The following is a 21,543-nucleotide window of genomic DNA, read 5'->3' as shown; positions in this document are numbered from 1 at the left end:
GGTCAATTCACAGGTGTTTGACAATACCTGCGTCATTTTCATGAAACCCATTACTTGCGCCTATGTTGTGCTTCTGGCAGGCGTTTGCTCTGCTTTGCACATTGCCAAAATTGGCCCGGCATTGCCTGTCCTGCGGCTCGAATTCGGGCTGACGGACATGCAGGCAGGCCTTTTACTGTCTATCGTGCAGCTCGCAGGCATGTTGCTGGGGCTGCTGATTGGTTCCATGGTTGAAGGCTGGGGGCTTAAGCGCAGCATGGTCGCCGGGCTGGGGCTACTGGCCCTGACCAGCCTGTCGGGCACATTCGCTGACAGCGCCACAACACTGCTGTTGCTGCGCGGCCTGGAAGGTGCTGGTTTTCTGCTGGTTGTAATGCCGGCCCCCGCCATGTTACGCCAGCTCACAACACCAGGGGAACTGTCCAGAATGCTGGGCCTATGGGGTGCCTATATGCCATTTGGCACTGCGATTTCATTGCTGGCCGGGGCCATCGTTATCAATTGGCTGAACTGGCGCCCGTGGTGGTTTTTACTCGGCCTGCTGACGCTGCTCATGGCTGGTGGCGCTTATCGTTTTCTGCCTGCCCCAGCGGCAAAAACATCTACCCCTAATACTACCCCCCATATCCGGACACTGTTCAACGGACTCCAGACACGGTTGGCCCTGACACTGAAATCCCCCGGCCCATGGTTAATCGCTATCGCGTTTGGCATGTATTCGGGCCAATGGCTGGCTGTGGTCGGTTTCCTGCCTTCCATTTATGCGCAGGCCGGTATTCCTGCAGGACTGGTTGGCGTCATGACCGCCACGGTGGCCGCAGCCAATATCATCGGCAATGTCTGGGCCGGGCACCTGCTGGCCCGCGGCAGATCTGCCCCCAAACTGCTGGCCATCGGTTTCATCACCATGGGCATTTGCTCGGTGTTTGCTTTTGCCACGCTGAACCTGCACTTCAGCGGGCTGGCCTGGCTGCGGTTTGTTGCCGTCATCGTATTTTCAGCGCTGGGCGGGCTGATTCCAGGCACCCTGTTTTCGCTGGCCATTGAACTGGCCCCTGACCGCAACACCATTTCCACCACGGTCGGCTGGATGCAGCAGATCTCATCGAGTGGCCAGTTTCTGCTCCCGCCGATGGTCGGCGCGCTGGCAGACGCCAACCATGGCAGTTGGCAATGGACCTGGGTCATCATGTGCGCCTGTTGCCTGGCCGGGCTCTGGGTGGCATGGCGCTGCGCCAGGCTCGTCAGATCCATCAAATAAAACGCTCGCGCACACTGGCTGACAGCACAAACTATGGTGCGCGCTGCACTCGAAAGCGGATGACATTCACCGCCACCGCAGCCAGTGTGCATGCGCAACCACACAGCAATGCAATCGTTGTGGTCTGCAACACCGGCAAAGCCAGCGCAAAAGCCACCAGCGCTGCACCCATGCTTTGGCTGAACACGCGGGTGGTGGCCTGCACACCACCGGCCGCGCCGCTGCGCTCCCTTGGCGCTGAAGACAGCATGGCCTTGTTGTTAGGCATCTGAAAAAATCCAAAACCTACGCCAACCAGCGTGATGAATACCGCCAGAACAGGCACCGGCGTATAGGCCGGCACACACGCCAGCCCAAGCATAGCAAACCCCATGACCGAAGCACCAATTCCCGCCAGCACAGAGGCCGAATAACGCTCAGCCAGCCGCGCGGCAACCAGCGCCATCATTCCAGAGCCAATCGGCCACACCCCCAGCAGATACCCGGCCTGCAACTGCGTCAGCCCGAAAAACAGCTGCAAATGGAACGGCAGCGCCACCAGTGCCACCATATAACCGGCAAACGAAAAAGCAGACGCCATCACCGCAAAGGCAAAAGGCTCGATGCGAAACAAATCCAGCGGCACCAGCGGCTGATCTTCGTGACGCACACGCCGCACCAGAATATAACCGCACACCAGTGCGACCACCATACCTGCAACCGAACGCAACGAATGGGAGTAAATATGATCCACCGAAAACACAAACAGGCACAGCGTAAACGCACACAATACGGCGCTGACATAATCAAAAGGCTTATGCTTACGTGGTGTCTGCGGCAGGAGGCGTGTCACATACAGCGCAAACGCGCACAGCGGAATGTTCAGGAAAAACAGCCAGTGCCAGTTGGCAATCGACAAAATCAGGGAACACACCAGCGGCCCCAGCATGGAAGAAACCGCCACGGTCATGGCATTGATGCCGATCCCCCGCCCAAACAGATGCGAGGGGTAGGTGAAGCGTGTCAGCCCTCCCATCATGCTCATCATCGCAGCCGCCCCGACGCCCTGAATAACCTTGAACACGCACAACTGAACCAATGTGTCCGACAGCATGCAACCCAGCGATGCACACATGAAAACCGCCATGCCCAGACGGAAGACACGCTGCAAGCCGATACGCTCACCCCAGGCAGCGCACGGCAACAGAAAGGCCAGAATCGAAAGATTGTATGCATTAACAATCCACACCGAAGCCGCGCCAGATACATTGAGCTCACGGGCAATCGTCGGCAGAGCCACATTCACCATGGTGGACTCCATCACCGACAGCATCAACCCCATCATGATGCCCAATACCGCCCAGTGCCGTTGTGGTGCAGGCAGGCCATCAGGCACAGCAGGCTGCGCCGAACCTTCCGCTACCGCTTTTTCCGTATAGTCAATTGCCCCGTCCAATTCATTCCACCCTGCTGACAACAGTGGATACTTCCAGGCCTGTCATGCCGCCGCATGTTCCCACCGGAAAATAACCGTTATATACTTGGCTGAACACCTGTGCAAAGTTCGCCTTAAAATGAATGCATGCCCCTTGCTGTAATCCGGCAACAGGTTCCGGGCTGGTAGGCTATGCTTGGCCATGAAATCAAATACAAGAAAGGACTTCAAATGCGTATTCTATCCATGTTAACCACCACCATTGTAACGGTGTGCCTGGTTTTAGCCGGGTGCGCTTCCTCGCTGACAGGCGATGTTTACTCGCGGGATGAGGCCCGCAGGTCGCAGACCGTGCGCACCGGCGTCATTACCGACATCAGAACCGTCACGGTTGAAGGCACTGACTCCGGTGTGGGCAAAATCGGCGGCGCCGTGATCGGCGGTGTGGCCGGCAGCACGATTGATGGCGGGCACGGCCGCTGGGCCATTTTAGGCGGTGTTCTTGGCGCACTGGGCGGCGGCCTGCTTGGCAGCACAGCGGAAGAACGCGTCACACGCACCCAGGCACTGGAAATTACCGTTCGTGAAGACAGCGGCACGACCCGCGCTGTTGTGCAGGAGCCCAGCAGCGGAGAAACATTCCAGGTTGGTGACCGCGTCAGAATTCTGACCACCGACCGGGGGGCAGCACGCGTATCGCACTGATCTTTGATCACACTTAAAACAACACCAAAGCAAACGGGGCCTGTCGGCCCCGTTTTTCGCTGCATCCCCTGTCAGCGCTGCTCACCAGCACATACAGCATCAACAAAAGCTGCACACATGGCTTAGCGAATATCCAGCTTGGGCAACGCTTTCACCATATCGTCCACCGCTTTAACCTGCGCCAAAAAAGGCTCCAGCATGGCCAAAGGCAGCGCACTCGGGCCGTCACAACGCGCATGGTCCGGGTCTTCATGCGCTTCCAGAAACAAGCCGGCCAAACCGACCGCCATCGCTGCCCGCGCCAGTTCCAGAACCTGCCTGCGGCGGCCACCGGAAGCCGCCCCTTGCGGGTCGCGGTATTGCAGGCTGTGTGTCACATCAAAAATCACCGGACAATCGGAGGAAACCTCCATCATCTGGCGAAACCCCAGCATATCCACCACCAGGTTGTCATAGCCAAAACAACTGCCGCGCTCGCATAAAATCACCTGCTCATTACCAGCCTCACGACATTTCTCGACAATGTATTTGATCTGTGGCGGACTCATGAACTGTGGTTTTTTCACATTCACAATCCGTCCGGTCTCGGCAATCGCCTGCACCAGATCGGTCTGCCGGGCCAGAAATGCCGGCACCTGCAAAATATCAACCACTTCGGCCACCTGGCTGGCCTGTGCCACTTCATGCACATCCGTGATCACCGGCACACCGAATTCAGCCTTCACCCGTTCAAAAATCCGCAAGCCTTCCTGCAGGCCAACGCCCCGGTATGAATGCAAAGACGAACGGTTGGCTTTATCGAATGACGCCTTGAACACATAAGGAATTTTCAATTTGCCGGTCACATTCACATAGTGCTGTGCTGCCCGCAAAGTTGAATCCAGATCCTCCAGCACATTGATGCCGCCAAAAAGCACAAAAGGCAATGCATTGCCTACCTGAATATCGGGTGTGATCTGAACGTTCATGCTGGAATACCTTGCGCCACTATCGGGGTTGTTTGAAAACGCTTTATTTTAGAAGATTTAGGCACAGATACCTGCTATCACCTAAAAAACAGTCGAAAGCACTGCCCTACACAGGCAATGCTGATATAAATGGCAGGCAGAGGTTAATTTTGCACCACACGGTGCATCAATTCGTCATAATTTTGCAGGTAGTCTTCCAGATCACCCTGCTCATCAGACTGCTCTGCAATCTGTTGTACCTCCCGCTGAAACTTTCTGGCCAGATCGCCTTCCAGATAAATTCCCTTGCCAGTCAGTTTATTGACAATTTCATAGCCGCCCCGCTGCACCTCCTGCGGCTGGTTCTGCTCAGTTAATGCCACGGCAATGACACTGAAATTCTCAGAGTTATAAAGCAACTGCATCATTGAACCGCTCCTTTGATTCATGTCCTTAGCATTAAATGCGGGAAATTTCATATTTTTCAAGCCCCCATCATCAAGACCTGTTTCCGGCGCCATTCTCGGCAATCAGGCGGCCACCTGTCTGATCTTTTGCAAGGAAACCCACAACTGCACCTCATCCTTCTTGTTAAACAGCATTTTCAGCGGCAGATAAAACAACTCCGGTGCCAGCCAGAACTCGACTTTGACATCGTTGTCCACCACGTTATCCGGCGGAATACGCCTGACCTGCCATGTTGTATAACGCCCAAGCCGGGTTTCCACCACCGGATGCCCCATCACCTCAAAGTCCCAAAACTTGACCTCTCCCATCCGGGCTACCGGGAATTTAAACCTGTGCCCGACCTGTGCTTTTTGCAGATCATTGGCCATCAGAAAAGTCATTTGCATCACCACGCTGGTCACATCCTGAATCCCGTCAGGCATGTCTTTCACCTCCCGGGGCTTCCAGCTAAACCGCACCTCCCTGGCCGCATGGTCAATCATCACCGTGCGGTCACGCCCAATGCGCTTTTCACGGTAGCTCACAGGAATCAACCCCTGGGCAGGGTCAACCGTGCCACGGCTTGCGTATAAAAACGTCATCATCATGGCTGAAATGGTCAAATCCAGCTCATACAGCGTGCTGGCCCGGTCATATTTCCAGTCAATACGCCCTTCACCCGATACCGGGCGATTCCAGTAACCATCCATCTCATAGTCCAGAACCGCTCTGGACAACGGCATCCAGTGCGGTGCACCACTCTGTTGCGCCCATACCGGGCAGGCACCTCCCAGCAGCGGCAGGCACAGCCCTCCTAACAGGAAATCACGACGGGTTCCCCCCTTTTTGTACAATCCGTTATGTGGCATTTTTGCTCCCCCTGGCGCCATGTCATCTGGCAGTGCATCACCATTGTAGACAGATGTACACACTTGTTTGACTTCAGAGACATAATACACGTTCAACCGTTTTTTCAGCTTAACCCTATTTTTGTATGAAACTTGCAACCTATCAGGATGGTTCACGCGACGGGCAGCTTGTGGTCGTTTCACAAAACCTCAGTCAGGCGCATTATGCCAGCAGCATCGCTACACGCATGCAGCAGTTGCTGGACGACTGGAACTTTGTCGCCCCACAACTGGAGCAACTCTACCAGCAGCTCAACCATGGCAAGGCACCCCACGCTTTTGACTTTGACCTTGCCCGGTGCATGGCTCCGCTGCCGCGCCCGACAGATTATCTATTTGGCAATCTGTACGCACGTGTTCTGGATGAACAGGCCCGCCCCCAAATCATCGCGGCCAGCAGCAACAGCTTTGTTGCACAAAACACCATCATCCCAAACCATGTGTTGCAGCGCGATGCTGATTTTGGCGCCGGCCTGGCATGCATTACCGACGACATTCCATGCAACACCCACACAGAAGCTGCCGCCGAGAGTGTGCGCCTGTTGATGCTGGCCACCCATATCGTGACAAACAGTGCATCCGCATCACTGCATCTGGCAGAAAATGCCGGCTTTCAGAACCAGCCCATGACGGTATTCAGCCCCGTGGTCATTACGCCGGATGAACTGCAAGACAACTGGCATCAGGGGAAAACACACCTGCGCCTGGACATATTCCTCAATAACCAGGTTATCGCCCGTTGCCCGACAGATGATGCGCTCGCATTCTCATTCGGTGAGCTGCTGTCCTGTGCCAGTCAGGCGCACCGCATTGCCGCAGGCACAATTCTGTGTACCGGACCGGTTCTGCACAGTGATAAAGCCAAAGGTTATACATCCATTGCACTCAAACGCCACTGGGAGCAGCTCGACCATCAACAGGCATCTACCCCCTATCTGCAGCCTGGGGATACGCTGCGCGTTGAGATCAAAGGCAAGGATGGTCTGCCGCTCTTTGGCACCATCTCATTGAAAGCCGCACAGCAACCAGCCGCCATCTCAGCGGACCTGCCGCCCCCGGCTGGCACCACGGACCACAAAACCATCCCTCTTTAAACAAAAAAGCCTTTGCATGAACAGCAAAGGCTTTAATGAACAGAAACCGCCAAGTGTCAGCGAATCAGCAGCACCGGAATTTTGGTTTTTGACAGCATGGCATTAGCCACCGAACCCAAAACCAGGTTGCCCAGTGCGCCATGGCCGTGTGAGCCCATCACCACCAGGCCGTAGCCGCCTTCAGTAGCCTCCTCAGGCAAAGCCTCACTGACATACCCAATCTTAAAACCACCACTGTGTTTGTAGCCCTTGTCCTGAAGCACTTTAAGGGCCGGCTGCAACACTTTGTCCGCCGTTTCGCGGTAATAATCATCCACTGCCTCTTTGCCCAACATACCTGCAGCCTGTGGCAGCAGTGGCGTCACGACTGTCATCACCACAAATTCATGCTCTTTGTTGAAAGGAGCGGTAGCGGAGACCACATACTCCAGCATTTTCTGAGTGAACGGGCTTCCATCCACAGGTAATAAAATTTTCATGTTTGTGCTCCTTTTTTATGTGAGGTCTTTTGATTATTTTCTTTATTCTGATTATGCCGCAAGTCTCTCGAAATGCAACTGATGACAGGCAACTCCATAATTAAAAAATAACTACCGGGCGAATAACGGCAGGCAATGGCAACCCTGCCAGACACAAGGGCGTGGAAAACCTCCAAAGTCAGCCGAAAAATCAGGCACTGAACTTCACAATATCACGGCATGCAGCCACCAAAGCATCGCACTCCTGCTGCGTACCAATCGAAATGCGTAAAAATTGATCAATACGAGGTGCTTTAAAGTGCCTGACCAGAATTTTGCGCTGCTTCAATTCAGCCGCCAGCGCAGACGCCTGAACTTTGGGATGTGAAGCAAAAATAAAATTGGTTGCCGAGGGCAACACCACGAACCCCAGTTGCTGTAAATCGCGGCGCAACTGGTCCCGACTGGCAATTACCGCATTTTTACGCTGTTCAAAATAATCATTGTCCTGTATCGAAGCCAGCGCGGCCACCTGTGCCAGACAATCCACCGGGTACGAGTTAAAACTGTTTTTCACCCGCTCCAGCGCCTCTATCAGCATACGGTCACCTACTGCATAACCAATGCGCAACCCGGCCAGGGCACGTGATTTGGAGAATGTACGCACCACCAGCAAATTGGGATATTTTTGCACCAGAGGAATAACCGATTCGCCACCATAATCAATGTAGGCCTCGTCCACCACCACCACGGACTGCGGATTGCCCTCAACCAGCCGTGTAATTTCACTGACAGGCAAAGCAATGCCTGTAGGCGCATTCGGATTGACAATCACAATCCCGCCATTGGCACGACGCTCAGGACGCAGAAAATCATCCACATGGACTTCATAATCCTCTGTCACCGGAATCTTTTCATACTCAATTCCGAACAGACCGCAATATACCGTGTAGAAGCTGTATGTCACATCCGGGAACAGTACCGGGTCCTTGTGTTTAAGCAGCCCCTGAAAAATATGCCCCAGCACCTCATCGGAACCATTCCCCAAAAACACCTGCTCCGGCAACACCTGGTGGTAGCGTGCCAGCTCGGCCCTGACCCCGGTAGATTCTGCATTGGGATACAGGCGCAACGCAGCCCCATCCGGGCCAATAGCCTTTAACAGCGCCTGCTGCACCAAAGGTGAAGGAGGATACGGATTCTCGTTGGTGTTGAGCTTAATCACCTGTTCCCCCTGAGGCTGCTCCCCAGGCACATAAGGATTAAGCACCTTAACCGTATCACTCCAGAACTTGCTCGACATACTCTTAACTCACAATAGCCAAAGCTAACATCATGCCTGATCAACACACAATTGAAAATAGTCGATGATTTCGCACAACATTTACCATGGCCATGTCATCTGATCAGCCGATCAGACCGAAACACAAGCAGGGTGCACAATTCAGGCTTTAACGTATCGCTTGCGCAACAGTGCCAGCACGTCATCATAGGAAGACTGCATCTGTTGCGGATTAGAAACGGCAAACCGCAAATCCTGAATCAGGCCGTTATGCAGCGCATATACCCAGCCATGCACAGTCAATGCCTGTTCGCGCGTCCATGCATCCTGCACCACAGTCGATTCACACACGTGCACAGCCTGTTCCAGCACATTCAGCTCGCACAAGGCATTGTGCTGCTGCACCGGATCTTCAATCATCTTGAGCAAATCCCAATGGCGGTCACGCACATCCTGCACATGGCGCAGCCAGTTGTCCGAAACCCCGATCCGGATGCCATGCAAAGCGGCATGCACGCCACTGCAACGGTAATGCCCAACCACCATGATGTGTTTGACATGCAACTGCTCCAAAGCAAACTGCATGACCGAAAGGCAATTCAGATCGGAATGCACCACCACATTGGCAATGTTACGGTGCACAAACAGTTCCCCAGACTCCAGCCCGACAATTTCATTGGCGGGAACCCGGCTGTCAGAACAGCCGATCCATAAATACTGGGGGTTTTGCTGCGTTAGCAAGCGGGAAAAAAAACCGGGCCTGACTTCTTCAACCGAGGTTGCCCACTGCCGGTTCAACTCAAACAATGTATCAATATTATCAGAACTATTCATGCCGCCATGATGCCCTTTCAGGCCTGATTCTGCCACCTGATTATTTTTTATGCACGCAGACTTCAAGGATATTTTGAACCCGCACTTGCACAAATCCGGATTCTTTTTTCGCGTTTTTAAACGCCCGCCCGGCTTTACAACAAAGGGGCGCCCAGCCTGGCAATATCCTCAGGCAACTGCTGCCAAAACGGTACTTTCAGGTCGGAAGCATGCAACTCCCTGGCTGAGAGCATATCGCGCATAAACTGCTGCTCCAGCGCCTGCGCTGCGGTATGCTCATAGCTGAGCACCGCCACCTCAAAATTCAGGCGAAAACTGCGGTTATCAAAATTATCGGTCCCGATAAAACTGTACTCGCAATCCACCAGCAGCGTTTTGCTGTGCAGCATCCGGGGGCCATACTCCCAAATGCGCACGCCGGCGGCCATCAGTTCGCCATACCAGGAACGTGCCGCCAGCGTCACAACCAGGCTGTCGCTCATTTTCGGCACCATCAGGCGTACATCCAGCCCGCGCAATGCCGCCGATGACAACGCAAACAACGCCGGCTCATCTGGCACAAAATAAGGTGTTACCAGCCATACCCTGTGTCTGGCCGCATTAATCGCCATCAACTTAGCACGCCAGATCGGTGCTTGTGGTGTATCAGGCCCGCTGGCAATCACCTGCACCTGCATCCCCTTGCCCTGCGGCACATCCTCCAAAGGAACCGGCGCAGGAATATCCTGCGGCACTTCCCCCGTCGTATAGTGCCAGTCCTCCAGAAAAACCTGTTCCAGCCAATAAACCGCCGGGCCTTCAAACTTCAAATGCAGGTCATGGTAGGCATTGCTGTTGCGTCGCAGGTCTTCCTCATCGGTCACATTCACACCACCGGTAAACCCCACAGCACCATCACACACCACAATTTTGCGGTGCGTACGCATGTTCACGACAGAGCGAATCCAGCGCAATGCGCCCTGGTGAAAAAAAGCCAGTTCTCCGCCGGCTTCAATAAACGCTGCCATATATTTGCGGGTGATTTTGCGGGACCCCAGCCAGTCCACCAGCAGCCGCACCTTGACACCTGCACGCGCTTTCTCCGTCAGCAGATCCCGCAGCATGGTTCCTGTTTCATCAGGTTCATAGATGTAATATTCCAGATGCACGGTATGGCGCGCCGCCCGGATTGCTTCACAAATGGCATCGATGGTCTGCCCGCCATCTTCCAGCAACTGATAATGGCTGGCCATTGAAATCGGCAGCCCGGTACTGTCAAACACCATGCTCGAAAGCTGTCTTGCCTGCTGGCTGAGCATGTGGGGCAAATGCAGATCATCCAACTGCCTGATCAGCGCAGCATACGACTCTCCCTCCTGCGGCAATTGCGAAACATCCAGACACTTTGCCTGCGGATAAAACTGCTGCGCCACTTTCAGTTGCTCTTTCCAGTAGCTGCGGTAACTGCTCAGAACCTGGCGCCTCATACCACGCATGACACGGTGCCGCTTCAGTTTGCGGGGCCCGACAAAATAATAAATCAGCAGCCCAACCACGGGTAACCCGCCCAGAGCCAAAAGCCAGCCGATGGTCGCCTGCGGAGAACGCTTCTCCAGAATAATCCAGATTGCCAGCACCAGTAAATAGACGCCCCATCCGGTTGCCAACACAACTTTAAGCACTTCGCTCATGATGATTCGTAGACTTGACCCATACAGCATGCAATATAGCATCAAACCGCAAAAACCACTGCAACAGCGCCCTCAGTGCCACCCCCCAAAACAAAACAGCGGCCTAAAAGCCGCCGTTTCATTTTCCAGGTCTCGTATTGCTGTTCAATTCAGCGCCATGCTCAGCCGGCGGCGATAATCGGCAACCAGCTTTTGCTGGGGATCCAGTTGCTGCTCCTGCCGCTCCAACGCAATTGCCCCCTGCTTGGCAGCAGGCGTAGCGGGCGAAACCTGCTGCGGCGCCATCAGTTCCAGAATCCCCACATAAACTTTGCGGGCCGCGCCATCATTCCAGTTCTTATCCCGCATGATGATTTCAAGCAACTCGTCCAGTGCTTTGACCCTTTCACCCTGTACAAGCCAGCGTTGTGCCAAGGCCAAACGGGCGTCAAAATCCCTTTTATTGGCAGCAATAGCAGCCTGCAACTGCTCAAATGCAGGAGCCACCGCATCCGCTTCCTGCGCCTTCAGCCATACATCCAGCGCCATCGGCCGTGCTGCCAGCGTTCCACCGGCCGTCACCAAAGGAGCCAACGGCTCCCATGCCTGGCGCGCCTGCTCCGTTTTCCCCAGTTGCAGCAACAGCTCCACATACTTGCAGCGCATCTCATCGTCTGCCGGGTTGACTGCCAGCGCTTCCTGGAAACGCTCCAGCGCGGCTTCCATATCCCCTGATTCAGCCAGCTCGGCAGCCTCCTGCGCATTGGCTTGTATCTGCATATCCTCTTCGCTGGGCACATGTTTATCCAGAAAAGCCTTGACCTGCCCTTCGGGAAGCGCCCCGGCAAAACCATCCACCGGCTGCCCGCCGACAAGCAGAATCACCGTCGGAATACTGCGAATGCCAAACGCCTGCGCCAGTTGCGGCTGTGCATCGGTATCAATCTTGACCAGTTTGAAGCGCCCGGCATACTCTGCCTCCACTTTCTCCAGAATCGGCCCTAAAGACTTGCAAGGCCCACACCATGGTGCCCAGAAATCCACCAAAACAGGTGTCGTCATAGAGGCGGCAATCACTTCCGCCTCAAAATTTTCTATTGTCACATCAATCATGATTCTTCATATTTCCGGCAATGCCACTGTGTGATTAATTTCACCGAATGATAGATGATATTTGCATTCTGTCGTTTACCAGAGGCAAAAAAACAACCTTGACTGGCAACAAATGGGGGCAGTTCGTTAAAATTCAAACCCTACGCTCCGTTTTTCGTACATACTCAACATCATGATGACCAAAATCCCTCCTCCCCAAATCGGCATAGTCATGGGCTCCAACAGCGACTGGGAAACCATGAGCCATGCGGCCCGTATTCTCAGCGATTTTGGCATTGCCTACGAAACCCGGGTTGTTTCGGCGCACCGCATGCCCGACGACATGTTCACCTATGCTGAAGATGCCACCAGCCGCGGCCTGAAAGCCATTATTGCCGGGGCCGGCGGCGCAGCCCACCTGCCCGGCATGCTGGCAGCCAAAACCACCGTCCCCGTGCTGGGTGTTCCAGTTGCCAGCAAATACCTGCGAGGTGTGGATTCTCTGCACTCCATTGTGCAAATGCCCAAAGGCATCCCTGTAGCGACTTTTGCCATTGGTGAAGCAGGCGCCGCAAATGCCGCCCTGTTTGCCGTTGCCATGCTGGCGACAGACCAGCCCCAATTAAAACAACAACTTGAAGCCTTCCGCAGCCGGCAGACCGAAGCCGCACGCGCCATGACTTTGCCTCCCCTCGAATAATACCAAAGCAAAGAATCCAAAATGAAAAAGCCTCGGCCCCATTTCATAGAACCAGATGCCACCCTTGGCGTCATGGGAGGCGGCCAGCTTGGCCGCATGTTTGTCCATGCGGCACAAAGCATGGGTTACCGCACAGCCGTGCTGGACGAAACCGCTGACAGCCCTGCGGGCGGCATTTCACACCACCATATCCGCACCGCCTATACCGACCCGGCCGGTTTGCAGCAACTGGCGAAAATCTGCGCAGCGGTTACTACCGAATTTGAAAACGTTCCGGCGCAGGCGCTTGAAACCCTGTCTCAGCACATTTCCGTTGCTCCTGGAGCGCAGGCCGTAGCCATCTGCCAGAACCGCGCCACAGAAAAAGCCTATTTCCGCAAAAGCGGGGTTCTGTGTGCTCCGCACGCCATCATCAACAAGGCAGAGGATCTGGCCGATATTGATAACCGGCTATTTCCCGGCATCTTAAAAACCACAACCCAGGGATATGACGGTAAAGGCCAAGCAGTTGTCGAAAACGCGGCCGAACTTGCCACGGCCTGGCAGCAGATGAACCAGATCTCCTGCGTACTGGAAAAAAAGATGCCGCTGGCGTACGAAATTTCCGTCATGGTCGCCCGCGGACACGACGGAAAAAGCATCCATTTTCCGGTTCAGCGCAATCTACACCGCCAGGGCATACTGGCCGTGACAGAAGTCTCGTGGGACCAAAACTGGTTGCCACTTTCCTTGCAAAAAGAAGCGTTTGATGCCGCCAAAAAACTGGCACAGACCATGGAATTCGTCGGTGTGCTGTGTGTGGAATTTTTTGTACTCGAAAACAACGTGCTGGTTGCCAACGAAATGGCGCCGCGCCCGCACAACTCGGGCCACTGGACCATTGACGGCTGCTACTGCTCCCAGTTTGAAGCGCAGGTCCGCACATTGGCAGGCCTGCCGCTGGTCGACCCCAAACAGCATTCCAGCGCTGTCATGCTCAACCTGCTCGGAGACTTGTGGCTGACCTCAAAAGGTGAGCAACGCTGCCCGGCATGGGACAGAATTTTAGCCATTCCCGGAGCACACCTTCACCTCTACGGAAAAGCCGAGGCCCGCCCGGGACGCAAAATGGGGCATCTGACCATCACCGCGACCCGGCTCAACGCTGCCCAGGAAGCAGCGCTGGAGGCCGCCCGTATTCTCGGAATTGCGCCATGGTAAATGAAAGCACCATCAAAAGATAAGCTTTCTTTGAACCATGCATGGATTTTTGTATGACCTCTCGCATTCTGCCCGGTACAGACCCTCAAGCCATTGAGCAGGCCGCACAGGCACTCAAACAAGGCAAGCTGGTTGCCATTCCAACTGAAACCGTCTACGGCCTGGGGGCTGACGCGGATCAGGATACAGCCTGCCACGCCATTTTCACGGCCAAAGGCCGCCCGGCAGACCACCCGCTCATTGTGCACATCAGCCAGCTTGAAGCCGCAAAACACTATGCACAGGAACTGCCGGAATTTGCACTGAAACTCATTGAAGCCTACTGGCCCGGGCCGCTGACACTGATACTGCAACGAAAACCGAGCATCGCTGATGCTGCTGCCGGCCATCAGAAAACCATTGGCCTGCGCTGCCCCTCACACCCGGTGGCACAGGCACTGCTCAAAGCATTTGAAACGCTGGGCGGGCATGGCATTGCCGCCCCCAGCGCCAACCGCTTTGGCCGTACCAGCCCCACCACTGCGCAGCACGTTCAGGACGCTTTTGCTGACCTCAGCCCCAGCCCCATTGCGCTGATACTGGATGGCGGTGCCAGTGACGTCGGCATTGAATCCACCATCGTTGATTGCTCCCGCAGCAAGCCTGTATTATTGCGCCCCGGTATCTACACGCCGGCAGAGCTGGAGGCCACGGCAGGCGTTCCCCTGCTCATCCATGCCGACGTTCATGTGGATGACCCCAAAGCCCCCGGTACGCTGAGTGCACACTATGCGCCCAAAGCCAAAGTCCGCTTGATGGCCGCGGAAGACCTGAAGATCGCCGCTGGCATGCTAGCTGCTGCATCGCCTGCCAATAACGCCCGCATCGGCATCTATGCGCAGCACCTGCCTAAAGTCAAAAAAGCGTCTCACATTATCTTACGCCAGATGCCCGGCAACGCCAAAGACGCGGCGCATGAATTATTTTCCGCGCTGCACGACTTCGACGCCCAGGGCGTCAGCCTGCTGTGGGTGGAAACACCACCCGATGGGCCCGAATGGATAGGCGTGCGTGACCGCCTGCAAAGGGCTGCGTCAAGCTGATGACAAGGCTTTTTCACTGATGCCGCCACGCACGCCTATCCGCCTAAATACCTTTCCAGCCACCCCATAATCGGAATAAGAATAACCATGCCGTTACAGGCTAAAAACATCATGATACTGGCGGACAACTTGTCAAAAATCCATACAACAACAGATATCAGCGCGATCATGAATGCAGTTGGAACATAAAATAAAGAGATAAAGGCGAGAGCAAGCCTCTCATCAAAAGAGTCTTGCAATGGTTTACACCAGAACGGCAATGTGACGTAGGCCAGCAGGAAAAACGGCCATATCAGTTTGATGACGGGATTGTCAAAAAGAATTGTGGACATTCTTTTTAACACATTCCAAAGACTAACCCCGCTCTTATAAGTCTGTTTTCTACGCAGTTTCCGGTTTGAAGACGCCATGTTGTTACCTTGTTTTTGTTGTTTTGCCAGATAACTACATGCTACCTGTCCAGTCTGCCCCCACCTCTAAATACATTCAAAGTATCTGCACAAGATACCTTAAGGACTTTTCCGGGATACGCCTCGCACATCATTTACAATGAACGCAGGTTCTAAAATAACACTTTTCATCTTGCCGCCATATCTACTGACACCATGAATTTCTCTGCCCTTACCGAAGACCAGCTTGCCAGCCATACACCCATGATGCAGCAGTATCTGCGGGCCAAAATGCAGTTCCCGACCACGCTGGTGTTTTACCGTATGGGCGATTTTTATGAAATGTTTTACCAGGATGCAGAGCGCGCGGCCCGCCTGCTCGACCTGACGCTGACCAAACGCGGACAGTCCGCCGGGGAACCCATCCCGATGGCCGGTGTACCCGTGCATGCCATGGAAAACTACCTGGCCCGGCTGATCCGGCTGGGGGAATCGGTCGCAATCTGCGAGCAGATCGGCACACCGGGCGAGACCAAAGGCCCGATGGAGCGCAAAGTGGTTCGTGTGGTCACGCCCGGCACACTCACCGAAAGTGAGTTGAGCTCAGACAAACAGGAAAACCTGCTGCTGACACTGCACATGCCCGGCCGCGGACAACCACTTGGGCTGGCATGGCTGAGCATGACGCGCGGGCAGATCACACTGGCTGAAAGCCCGCTGGATGAACTGCCGGCATGGCTCACACGCATCAACCCGGCTGAAGTTGTCATCTCACAGGAGCTCAGCGAACGGCAGCGCGAGCAGGTACAACATGCGCTGCAGGCGGCCGATCTGGTGCACATTGCCGTCACGCCGCGACCGGCATGGCAATTTGACGCCGCACTGGGGCAACGCACCCTGTGCGAACACCTGCAAGTTGCCTCACTGGAAGCCTGGGGGGCGCAACAGTTACCTGCCTGCCATGCCGCCGCAGCCGCTTTGCTCACCTACGCCGAGCACACCCAGGGCCGGGTACTCTCACACCTGAATGACCTGAAGGTGGAGCGGCAGGATGATACGATTGAGCTGCCCCCGGCCACCTGCCGCAATCTTGAACTGGTACAGACACTGCGCGGAGAAGAAGCCCCCACACTGTTTTCTCTGATCGACACCTGCCAGACCTCCATGGGCAGCCGCACACTGAAACGCTGGCTGCTGGCGCCTGAGCGCAAGCGCCACCATGCCACGCGCAGGCAACAGGCCATTGCCACACTCTTGGCGCACCCTGATGCACACGCGGCAATCCGCCAAGGGCTGCGCAGCATCAGCGATGTGGAACGCATTACCGCACGCCTGGCCTTACGCCAGGCCCGCCCGCGGGAGCTGGCTGCACTGCGTGAAAGTCTGGCCGCATTACCCGCTTTGCGCGCTATCGTGCCGCAGGAAATACCGTCACAAAGCACACTGGATACCGATGAGCCAGGTACGCTGCTGGCCTCATTGTGTGCCCACCTCACCCCCACGCCGGATATTGCCCAGGCGCTGGATGCAGCCATTCTGCCTGAACCGGCGGCCATTCTGCGTGACGGTGGCGTCATCGCCGAAGGTTTTGACAGCGAGCTGGACGAATTACGCACCATTGGTAACGACAGCAGCACATTTCTCATTGAAATGGAAACACGTGAACGCGAACGCACCGGCATTAACAACCTGCGCGTACAGTTCAACCGTGTGCACGGCTACTTCATCGAAGTTACTGCCGGCCAGTTGGATCGAGTACCCGATAACTACCAGCGCCGCCAGACCATGAAAAATGCCGAACGGTTCATCACCCCCGAACTGAAAGCATTTGAAGACAAAGCGCTGTCTGCCAAAGAGCGTGCACTGGCGCGCGAAAAAATGCTGTACGAGCAGTTACTGGAAGACCTGCAAATTTATGTTCCCGAATTAACTCGGCTGGCTACCGCACTGGCAACGCTGGATGTACTGGCTTCACTGGCTGAGCGCGCCCAGACACTGCACTGGAACTGCCCGCGTTTTGTCAAAGAACCCTGTCTGGAAATTACAGGGGGACGACACCCGGTGGTTGAAGCCAGGCTGATGGAAACCGGTTCGCACAGCTTTATCGCCAACGACTGCAGGCTGGACACCAAACACCGCATGCTGATCGTAACCGGCCCGAACATGGGCGGTAAATCCACTTTCATGCGGCAGGTGGCGCTGATTGTGCTGCTGGCAGCCGTTGGCTCTTACGTTCCGGCCCAGGCCTGCACCCTGGGGCCGATTGACGCCATTCATACCCGCATTGGCGCGGCGGACGACCTGGCCAATGCACAGTCCACCTTCATGCTTGAAATGACCGAAGCCGCCGCCATTCTGCATGCCGCTACCGAGTACTCGCTGGTGCTGATGGACGAAATCGGAAGAGGCACCTCCACCTTTGATGGCCTGGCGCTGGCAGGTGCCATTGCCGCACACCTGCATGACAAAAACAAATCCTTCACGCTGTTTGCCACCCATCATTTTGAACTGACCGAATTTCCGGCCAGCCACCCACTGGCGCTGAATGTGCACGTCAGTGCGGTCGAATCCAACAACGGCATTGCATTCCTGCACGAAGTGCAGCCAGGCCCGGCCAGTCGCAGCTATGGCGTGCAGGTGGCCCGGCTGGCCGGCGTACCGGCAGCCGTTATACGGCAGGCACAGCACACGCTCAAAGCACTTGAAGCACACCAGCAGGAACAGGTGGCACAGGTTGATCTGTTCCATACGCCAGCGCCGGCAGCAGAAGCGTTTCCCGCACCGCGCAGCACCGTGGAAAACAAGCTGGCAGAAGTCAACCCTGACACATTGTCGCCTAAAGAGGCACTGGATATTCTGTACGAACTCAAGCAGGCGCTCAAATGACTGAATACTTTAAGAGCATACAGCCATGACGACTGACAAGGTTCTGGATTATTACTACGCGAGCAATATCAAAGCAGATAATTATTTGAATCTGATCCAATATGTGCAGAAATTTGCAGCGCTGGTGAAGCAGTATGAGCAGGAAACCGCTTGTTGAGCCAGTTAATATTCGCGAAGCTTCCCGCTGAAAAAACTGAAACGATCAGGAGCCTGCCATGCAAGACTTCATTGCGGCAAATATAGCCGTGGCAAATTTCTGTGCATTGGCTGAATTCGTACCCTGATTCAATTCAACAATCTCAGATTTTGAGAAGCCTTCTGCAGCCTTGTCGAAAGAGCAGGCGCAAATTTTTTCATTTGCACCGCCCTGTAGTGTACAGCCGTCCATAAAATCTTTGCGCGCCTGTTCATACTCGCTGTTAGAACAACCTGCCAACACTAAAACCGGCACAATTGCAGCGAACAAGACAGCTTTTTTAAACATGGAAAATCCTTTATGTTCGTTTGATCAACGGTCATCATAACCGCTGACAGATCAAACCCAGGATTTTCCCTGACCTTAAAGGTCAGCCATCGCCTCTTGTGCCTGCAGGTAACGCGGCTCATCCATCAGAAACTCCCAGGTCGGGGCAGGCTGTTGCGGCAGCAAAACGCGTCTGCGGTATTCACTGATCAGTCGGGGCGTCCACTCCTCCTTCTGCTGCGCAGCCCAAAGTCCGTCCAGCAGACCATCCAATGCTTTCGCATTGTTGACAGACTGATTGCACAGCAGCACCATGTCACAGCCGGCCTGCAATGCCAGTACAGCCGCCTGCGTATAGTCAAGCAGCTTACCGTTGACGTAGCGACCCCCTTCCATACTCAGGTCATCACTGAAAATACAGCCGTTAAACTCCAGCTCACCACGCAAAATATCCTGCAGCCAGCGCGACGAATACCCTGCCGGCAGCGAATCCACCTGCGAGTAAACCACATGGGCAGGCATCACGGCATCCAGCGCAATGCCCAGCGTCTGATAAGGCAGCACATCGTATTTCAATATCTGCTGCAATGAGCGCTCATCCACAGGAACCGCCGTATGAGAGTCTGCCTGGACAAATCCATGCCCCGGGAAATGCTTGCCGCAATTACTCATGCCGGCAATTTTGAGGCCCTGCATGACAGAGCGGGCCAGCAAACTGACTACCCGGGGGTCGTGTGAGAATGACCTGTTACCGACCACTTCGCTTTTGCCCCAGTCCAAATCCAGCACCGGCGTAAAACTGAAATCCACCCCGCATGCGCGCAACTCAGCCGCCAGCACATAGCCACAGGCGGTGGCTGATTCCATGGCCGCCAGTGGTCCTTTGCCAGGCTGTTTCAGGTCGTCATTGACCCATAACTGCCCCAGTGCACGCATGGCAGGAATAATGGTAAACCCGTCTGAACGGAACCGCTGCACGCGCCCGCCCTCATGGTCGACAGCAATCAAAACGTCTGGTCGGATTGACTTGATATCACTGGTCAGATCGCACAGTTGCGTCCTGCTCTGCCAGTTACGGGCAAACAAAATCACGCCCCCGGTCAAAGGATGTTCAAGCCGCCGGCGATCATCTTCGCTCAAAGAAGTGCCCGCAATGTCCAACACTACCGGCGCGCACGTCAATTCCGGCGTACCTGCAATCTCCTGCTGTAATAGAGCTTTTCTATTTTGCTTCATGGAATGACTTTCAATCGCACTGTTTGCTGTCCCAAATTAGGTGGCACTTTATCACTCTATAGTCTCAACCACAACAAAAGCCATGACATACGCTGCCTCATCGGTCACGCTGACATGTGCTTTTAAATGCTGCTGCCCAAACCATTCATCCAACTCATCATGTAATTTGATATAAGGTTGGCCGGAAGGTTTTTTCAATATTTCACAGCGCCGCCACGTCATAGGCATATGAATACCCAGCCCGATTGCCTTTGAAAAAGCTTCTTTGGCTGCAAACCGGGTTGCCAGGTATCTGATACCGTGCACAGGCAGTTTCTGTGAACGCTGCCGGTAGACTGCCAACTCCGACGGCCCCAGCAAACGCTCGGCAAAGCGGTCTCCATGGCGTGCTATGGCCTGCTCCACACGTGCAATTTCGCACAAATCAGTGCCAATGCCATAAATCATGATATTGCCGGACTCCCTCACCCATCAACGCCCATATACAAACTTTATACTATACAGGCAATTGCAGGCCCTCTGACCAAAACTTTTATATTATTTATTTTGAATCAATATTTCAAATATTTGTTACATGTAATAAAATGAGGTTTAGGTCTGTGAAAAAATGTCTCTAAAAATACACAATGACCAGCAAAAAACCGTCTGAACGACGCAAGGCACTGCTTTTGATATTTTTTGAGCGTAACAAGATCAGGCCCGTTTTTGTAACGAGAGCATCAGCTTACGGGTCTGCAAAGATGCCACGCCTGCATGGTGGTTCAGCAAAACACGCAATGCCGGTTTCAGCTCAACCGCAACGGCTTCAACCGCCAGCGGCAATGTATTTAAAACCTCTTCATCCGTATCCAGCGCCTGTTGTATCTGTTCCCACTGTTGGGCCGGTAACGCTCTTGCGCGGGAAAGCGAGGGAGGTGTTGACGTATTTTGCAGCATCAATCCGTTTTCAGGATCCAGCATATAGTAGCCGCCTGGCTGCAAAGCCCTCATAGAGAGGGCCTCATGATTTAACGCAGGCAAAACACCAAGGGCACGCAGCAAAATCAGCTCAAATACCCGCAGCATGGGTTCTGCGACTTTTTCGCCTGAATGCTTTGCAATGAATGCCAGTGTTTGCGCATAGGCATCAAACACCAGAGGCTGCACATCTTCACGCGCCAATAACCGCATCAGCAGTTCGTTGACATAATAGCCGACCAGCAACGGCTCTCCGGTGGGCATTGCATAGCCTCCGGCCCATTCTGCCCCTCGGAGCGTGCGAATCTGTGCTTGCGGCCCCAGACTCACCAACAAAGGCTGAAAGGGCAACAGGACAGAACGGAAAGCCGATGCGGGCTTGCGTACCCCTTTTGCCGCAACCGCCACACGCCCCAAGTTACGGGTAAATAGCTCGAGAATCAGGCTGGATTCGCTCCACTCATAACGGTGCAAAACATAGGCCGGCTCGCCGTGAACGCCCTGTCCGGCCGTATGCGAAGATCTGCGTACAGCCATCC

The 21,543-nt window shown here is 54.6% G+C and carries 22 protein-coding genes; 8 read left to right on the top strand and 14 right to left on the bottom strand.

The window, feature by feature from the left end; translation table 11 throughout:
- The first annotated feature begins 40 nt into the window (after positions 1 to 40).
- Positions 41 to 1,261, top strand: coding sequence for an MFS transporter (locus CUZ56_RS10420; RefSeq protein ID WP_126980321.1), 1,221 nt, complete (start codon positions 41 to 43; stop codon positions 1,259 to 1,261).
- A 31-nt stretch (positions 1,262 to 1,292) separates the two neighbouring features.
- On the opposite strand, the gene CUZ56_RS10415 is transcribed toward CUZ56_RS10420, so the two are convergent.
- Positions 1,293 to 2,696, bottom strand: a complete 1,404-nt coding sequence (locus tag CUZ56_RS10415) for an MFS transporter (protein ID WP_239442383.1) — start codon at positions 2,694 to 2,696, stop codon at positions 1,293 to 1,295.
- A 210-nt stretch (positions 2,697 to 2,906) separates the two neighbouring features.
- Here CUZ56_RS10415 and CUZ56_RS10410 point away from each other — a divergent pair, with 210 nt between their 5' ends.
- Positions 2,907 to 3,380, top strand: coding sequence for an outer membrane lipoprotein (locus tag CUZ56_RS10410; protein ID WP_126980320.1), 474 nt, complete (start codon positions 2,907 to 2,909; stop codon positions 3,378 to 3,380).
- A gap of 122 nt (positions 3,381 to 3,502) precedes the next feature.
- Here CUZ56_RS10410 and kdsA read toward each other — a convergent pair whose 3' ends face one another.
- From kdsA to CUZ56_RS10395, 3 genes are all read right to left on the bottom strand, one after another.
- Positions 3,503 to 4,348 (bottom strand): 3-deoxy-8-phosphooctulonate synthase, encoded by an 846-nt coding sequence (gene kdsA / locus CUZ56_RS10405; protein ID WP_126980319.1) that lies wholly within the window; start codon positions 4,346 to 4,348, stop codon positions 3,503 to 3,505.
- A gap of 143 nt (positions 4,349 to 4,491) precedes the next feature.
- Positions 4,492 to 4,755 carry a BTH_I0359 family protein gene (locus tag CUZ56_RS10400; protein WP_162615321.1) on the bottom strand — a complete coding sequence of 88 codons (264 nt, stop codon included), beginning with the start codon at positions 4,753 to 4,755 and terminating at the stop codon, positions 4,492 to 4,494.
- Positions 4,756 to 4,857: 102 nt separating this feature from the next.
- The gene (locus CUZ56_RS10395; protein WP_162615320.1) at positions 4,858 to 5,643 is read right to left on the bottom strand and encodes a DUF3108 domain-containing protein; all 786 of its coding nucleotides are present in this window, start codon (positions 5,641 to 5,643) and stop codon (positions 4,858 to 4,860) included.
- A gap of 125 nt (positions 5,644 to 5,768) precedes the next feature.
- Here CUZ56_RS10395 and CUZ56_RS10390 point away from each other — a divergent pair, with 125 nt between their 5' ends.
- Positions 5,769 to 6,776: a fumarylacetoacetate hydrolase family protein gene (locus CUZ56_RS10390; protein ID WP_126980316.1), complete on the top strand. Its 1,008-nt coding sequence runs from the start codon at positions 5,769 to 5,771 to the stop codon at positions 6,774 to 6,776.
- 56 nt (positions 6,777 to 6,832) lie between these two features.
- On the opposite strand, the gene CUZ56_RS10385 is transcribed toward CUZ56_RS10390, so the two are convergent.
- The 5 genes from CUZ56_RS10385 to trxA form a co-directional block, all read right to left on the bottom strand.
- The gene (locus tag CUZ56_RS10385) at positions 6,833 to 7,255 is read right to left on the bottom strand and encodes a universal stress protein (RefSeq protein WP_126980315.1); all 423 of its coding nucleotides are present in this window, start codon (positions 7,253 to 7,255) and stop codon (positions 6,833 to 6,835) included.
- Between the two features lie 190 nt (positions 7,256 to 7,445).
- On the bottom strand, positions 7,446 to 8,537 hold the full coding sequence (gene hisC, locus CUZ56_RS10380) for a histidinol-phosphate transaminase (RefSeq protein WP_126980314.1): 1,092 nt from the start codon (positions 8,535 to 8,537) through the stop codon (positions 7,446 to 7,448).
- A gap of 141 nt (positions 8,538 to 8,678) precedes the next feature.
- Positions 8,679 to 9,350: a carbonic anhydrase gene (locus CUZ56_RS10375; protein ID WP_126980313.1), complete on the bottom strand. Its 672-nt coding sequence runs from the start codon at positions 9,348 to 9,350 to the stop codon at positions 8,679 to 8,681.
- 134 nt (positions 9,351 to 9,484) lie between these two features.
- Complete coding sequence (gene cls / locus CUZ56_RS10370; RefSeq protein WP_126980312.1) at positions 9,485 to 11,020, bottom strand: cardiolipin synthase; 1,536 nt, start codon at positions 11,018 to 11,020, stop codon at positions 9,485 to 9,487.
- 144 nt (positions 11,021 to 11,164) lie between these two features.
- Positions 11,165 to 12,112 (bottom strand): thioredoxin, encoded by a 948-nt coding sequence (gene trxA, locus CUZ56_RS10365; RefSeq protein ID WP_126980311.1) that lies wholly within the window; start codon positions 12,110 to 12,112, stop codon positions 11,165 to 11,167.
- A 184-nt stretch (positions 12,113 to 12,296) separates the two neighbouring features.
- Here trxA and purE point away from each other — a divergent pair, with 184 nt between their 5' ends.
- The 3 genes from purE to CUZ56_RS10350 are packed head-to-tail and all read left to right on the top strand — an operon-like array spanning position 12,297 to position 15,073.
- Positions 12,297 to 12,791, top strand: a complete 495-nt coding sequence (purE, locus tag CUZ56_RS10360) for a 5-(carboxyamino)imidazole ribonucleotide mutase (protein ID WP_126980351.1) — start codon at positions 12,297 to 12,299, stop codon at positions 12,789 to 12,791.
- 21 nt (positions 12,792 to 12,812) lie between these two features.
- The gene (locus tag CUZ56_RS10355) at positions 12,813 to 13,991 is read left to right on the top strand and encodes a 5-(carboxyamino)imidazole ribonucleotide synthase (protein ID WP_126980310.1); all 1,179 of its coding nucleotides are present in this window, start codon (positions 12,813 to 12,815) and stop codon (positions 13,989 to 13,991) included.
- Between the two features lie 53 nt (positions 13,992 to 14,044).
- Positions 14,045 to 15,073, top strand: a complete 1,029-nt coding sequence (locus CUZ56_RS10350; RefSeq protein ID WP_126980309.1) for an L-threonylcarbamoyladenylate synthase — start codon at positions 14,045 to 14,047, stop codon at positions 15,071 to 15,073.
- A gap of 35 nt (positions 15,074 to 15,108) precedes the next feature.
- Here CUZ56_RS10350 and CUZ56_RS10345 read toward each other — a convergent pair whose 3' ends face one another.
- Entirely contained in the window at positions 15,109 to 15,483 is a 375-nt protein-coding gene (locus CUZ56_RS10345) for a hypothetical protein (RefSeq protein ID WP_126980308.1), read from the bottom strand.
- 195 nt (positions 15,484 to 15,678) lie between these two features.
- Here CUZ56_RS10345 and mutS point away from each other — a divergent pair, with 195 nt between their 5' ends.
- Entirely contained in the window at positions 15,679 to 18,348 is a 2,670-nt protein-coding gene (gene mutS / locus CUZ56_RS10340) for a DNA mismatch repair protein MutS (RefSeq protein WP_126980307.1), read from the top strand.
- 25 nt (positions 18,349 to 18,373) lie between these two features.
- A complete protein-coding gene (locus tag CUZ56_RS16275) occupies positions 18,374 to 18,505 on the top strand; it encodes a hypothetical protein (RefSeq protein ID WP_275427139.1) in 132 nt (43 codons plus the stop codon).
- Positions 18,506 to 18,550: 45 nt separating this feature from the next.
- On the opposite strand, the gene CUZ56_RS10335 is transcribed toward CUZ56_RS16275, so the two are convergent.
- The 4 genes from CUZ56_RS10335 to recO all read right to left on the bottom strand — a co-directional run bounded on the left by CUZ56_RS10335 (position 18,551) and on the right by recO (position 21,541).
- Complete coding sequence (locus CUZ56_RS10335; protein WP_126980306.1) at positions 18,551 to 18,832, bottom strand: hypothetical protein; 282 nt, start codon at positions 18,830 to 18,832, stop codon at positions 18,551 to 18,553.
- A 75-nt stretch (positions 18,833 to 18,907) separates the two neighbouring features.
- The gene (gene nagZ / locus CUZ56_RS10330) at positions 18,908 to 20,047 is read right to left on the bottom strand and encodes a beta-N-acetylhexosaminidase (protein ID WP_126980305.1); all 1,140 of its coding nucleotides are present in this window, start codon (positions 20,045 to 20,047) and stop codon (positions 18,908 to 18,910) included.
- Positions 20,048 to 20,098: 51 nt separating this feature from the next.
- Entirely contained in the window at positions 20,099 to 20,494 is a 396-nt protein-coding gene (gene acpS, locus CUZ56_RS10325) for a holo-ACP synthase (RefSeq protein WP_126980304.1), read from the bottom strand.
- Positions 20,495 to 20,740: 246 nt separating this feature from the next.
- Positions 20,741 to 21,541 carry a DNA repair protein RecO gene (gene recO / locus CUZ56_RS10320; protein ID WP_126980303.1) on the bottom strand — a complete coding sequence of 267 codons (801 nt, stop codon included), beginning with the start codon at positions 21,539 to 21,541 and terminating at the stop codon, positions 20,741 to 20,743.
- Positions 21,542 to 21,543: the final 2 nt, after the last annotated feature.

The sequence above is a fragment of the Saezia sanguinis genome (assembly GCF_003991585.1).
Classification (GTDB): Bacteria; Pseudomonadota; Gammaproteobacteria; order Burkholderiales; family Burkholderiaceae_C; genus Saezia; species Saezia sanguinis.
The sequence above is the reverse complement of the archived record's forward strand: the minus strand, read 5'-3'. Positions and strand labels throughout refer to the sequence as shown.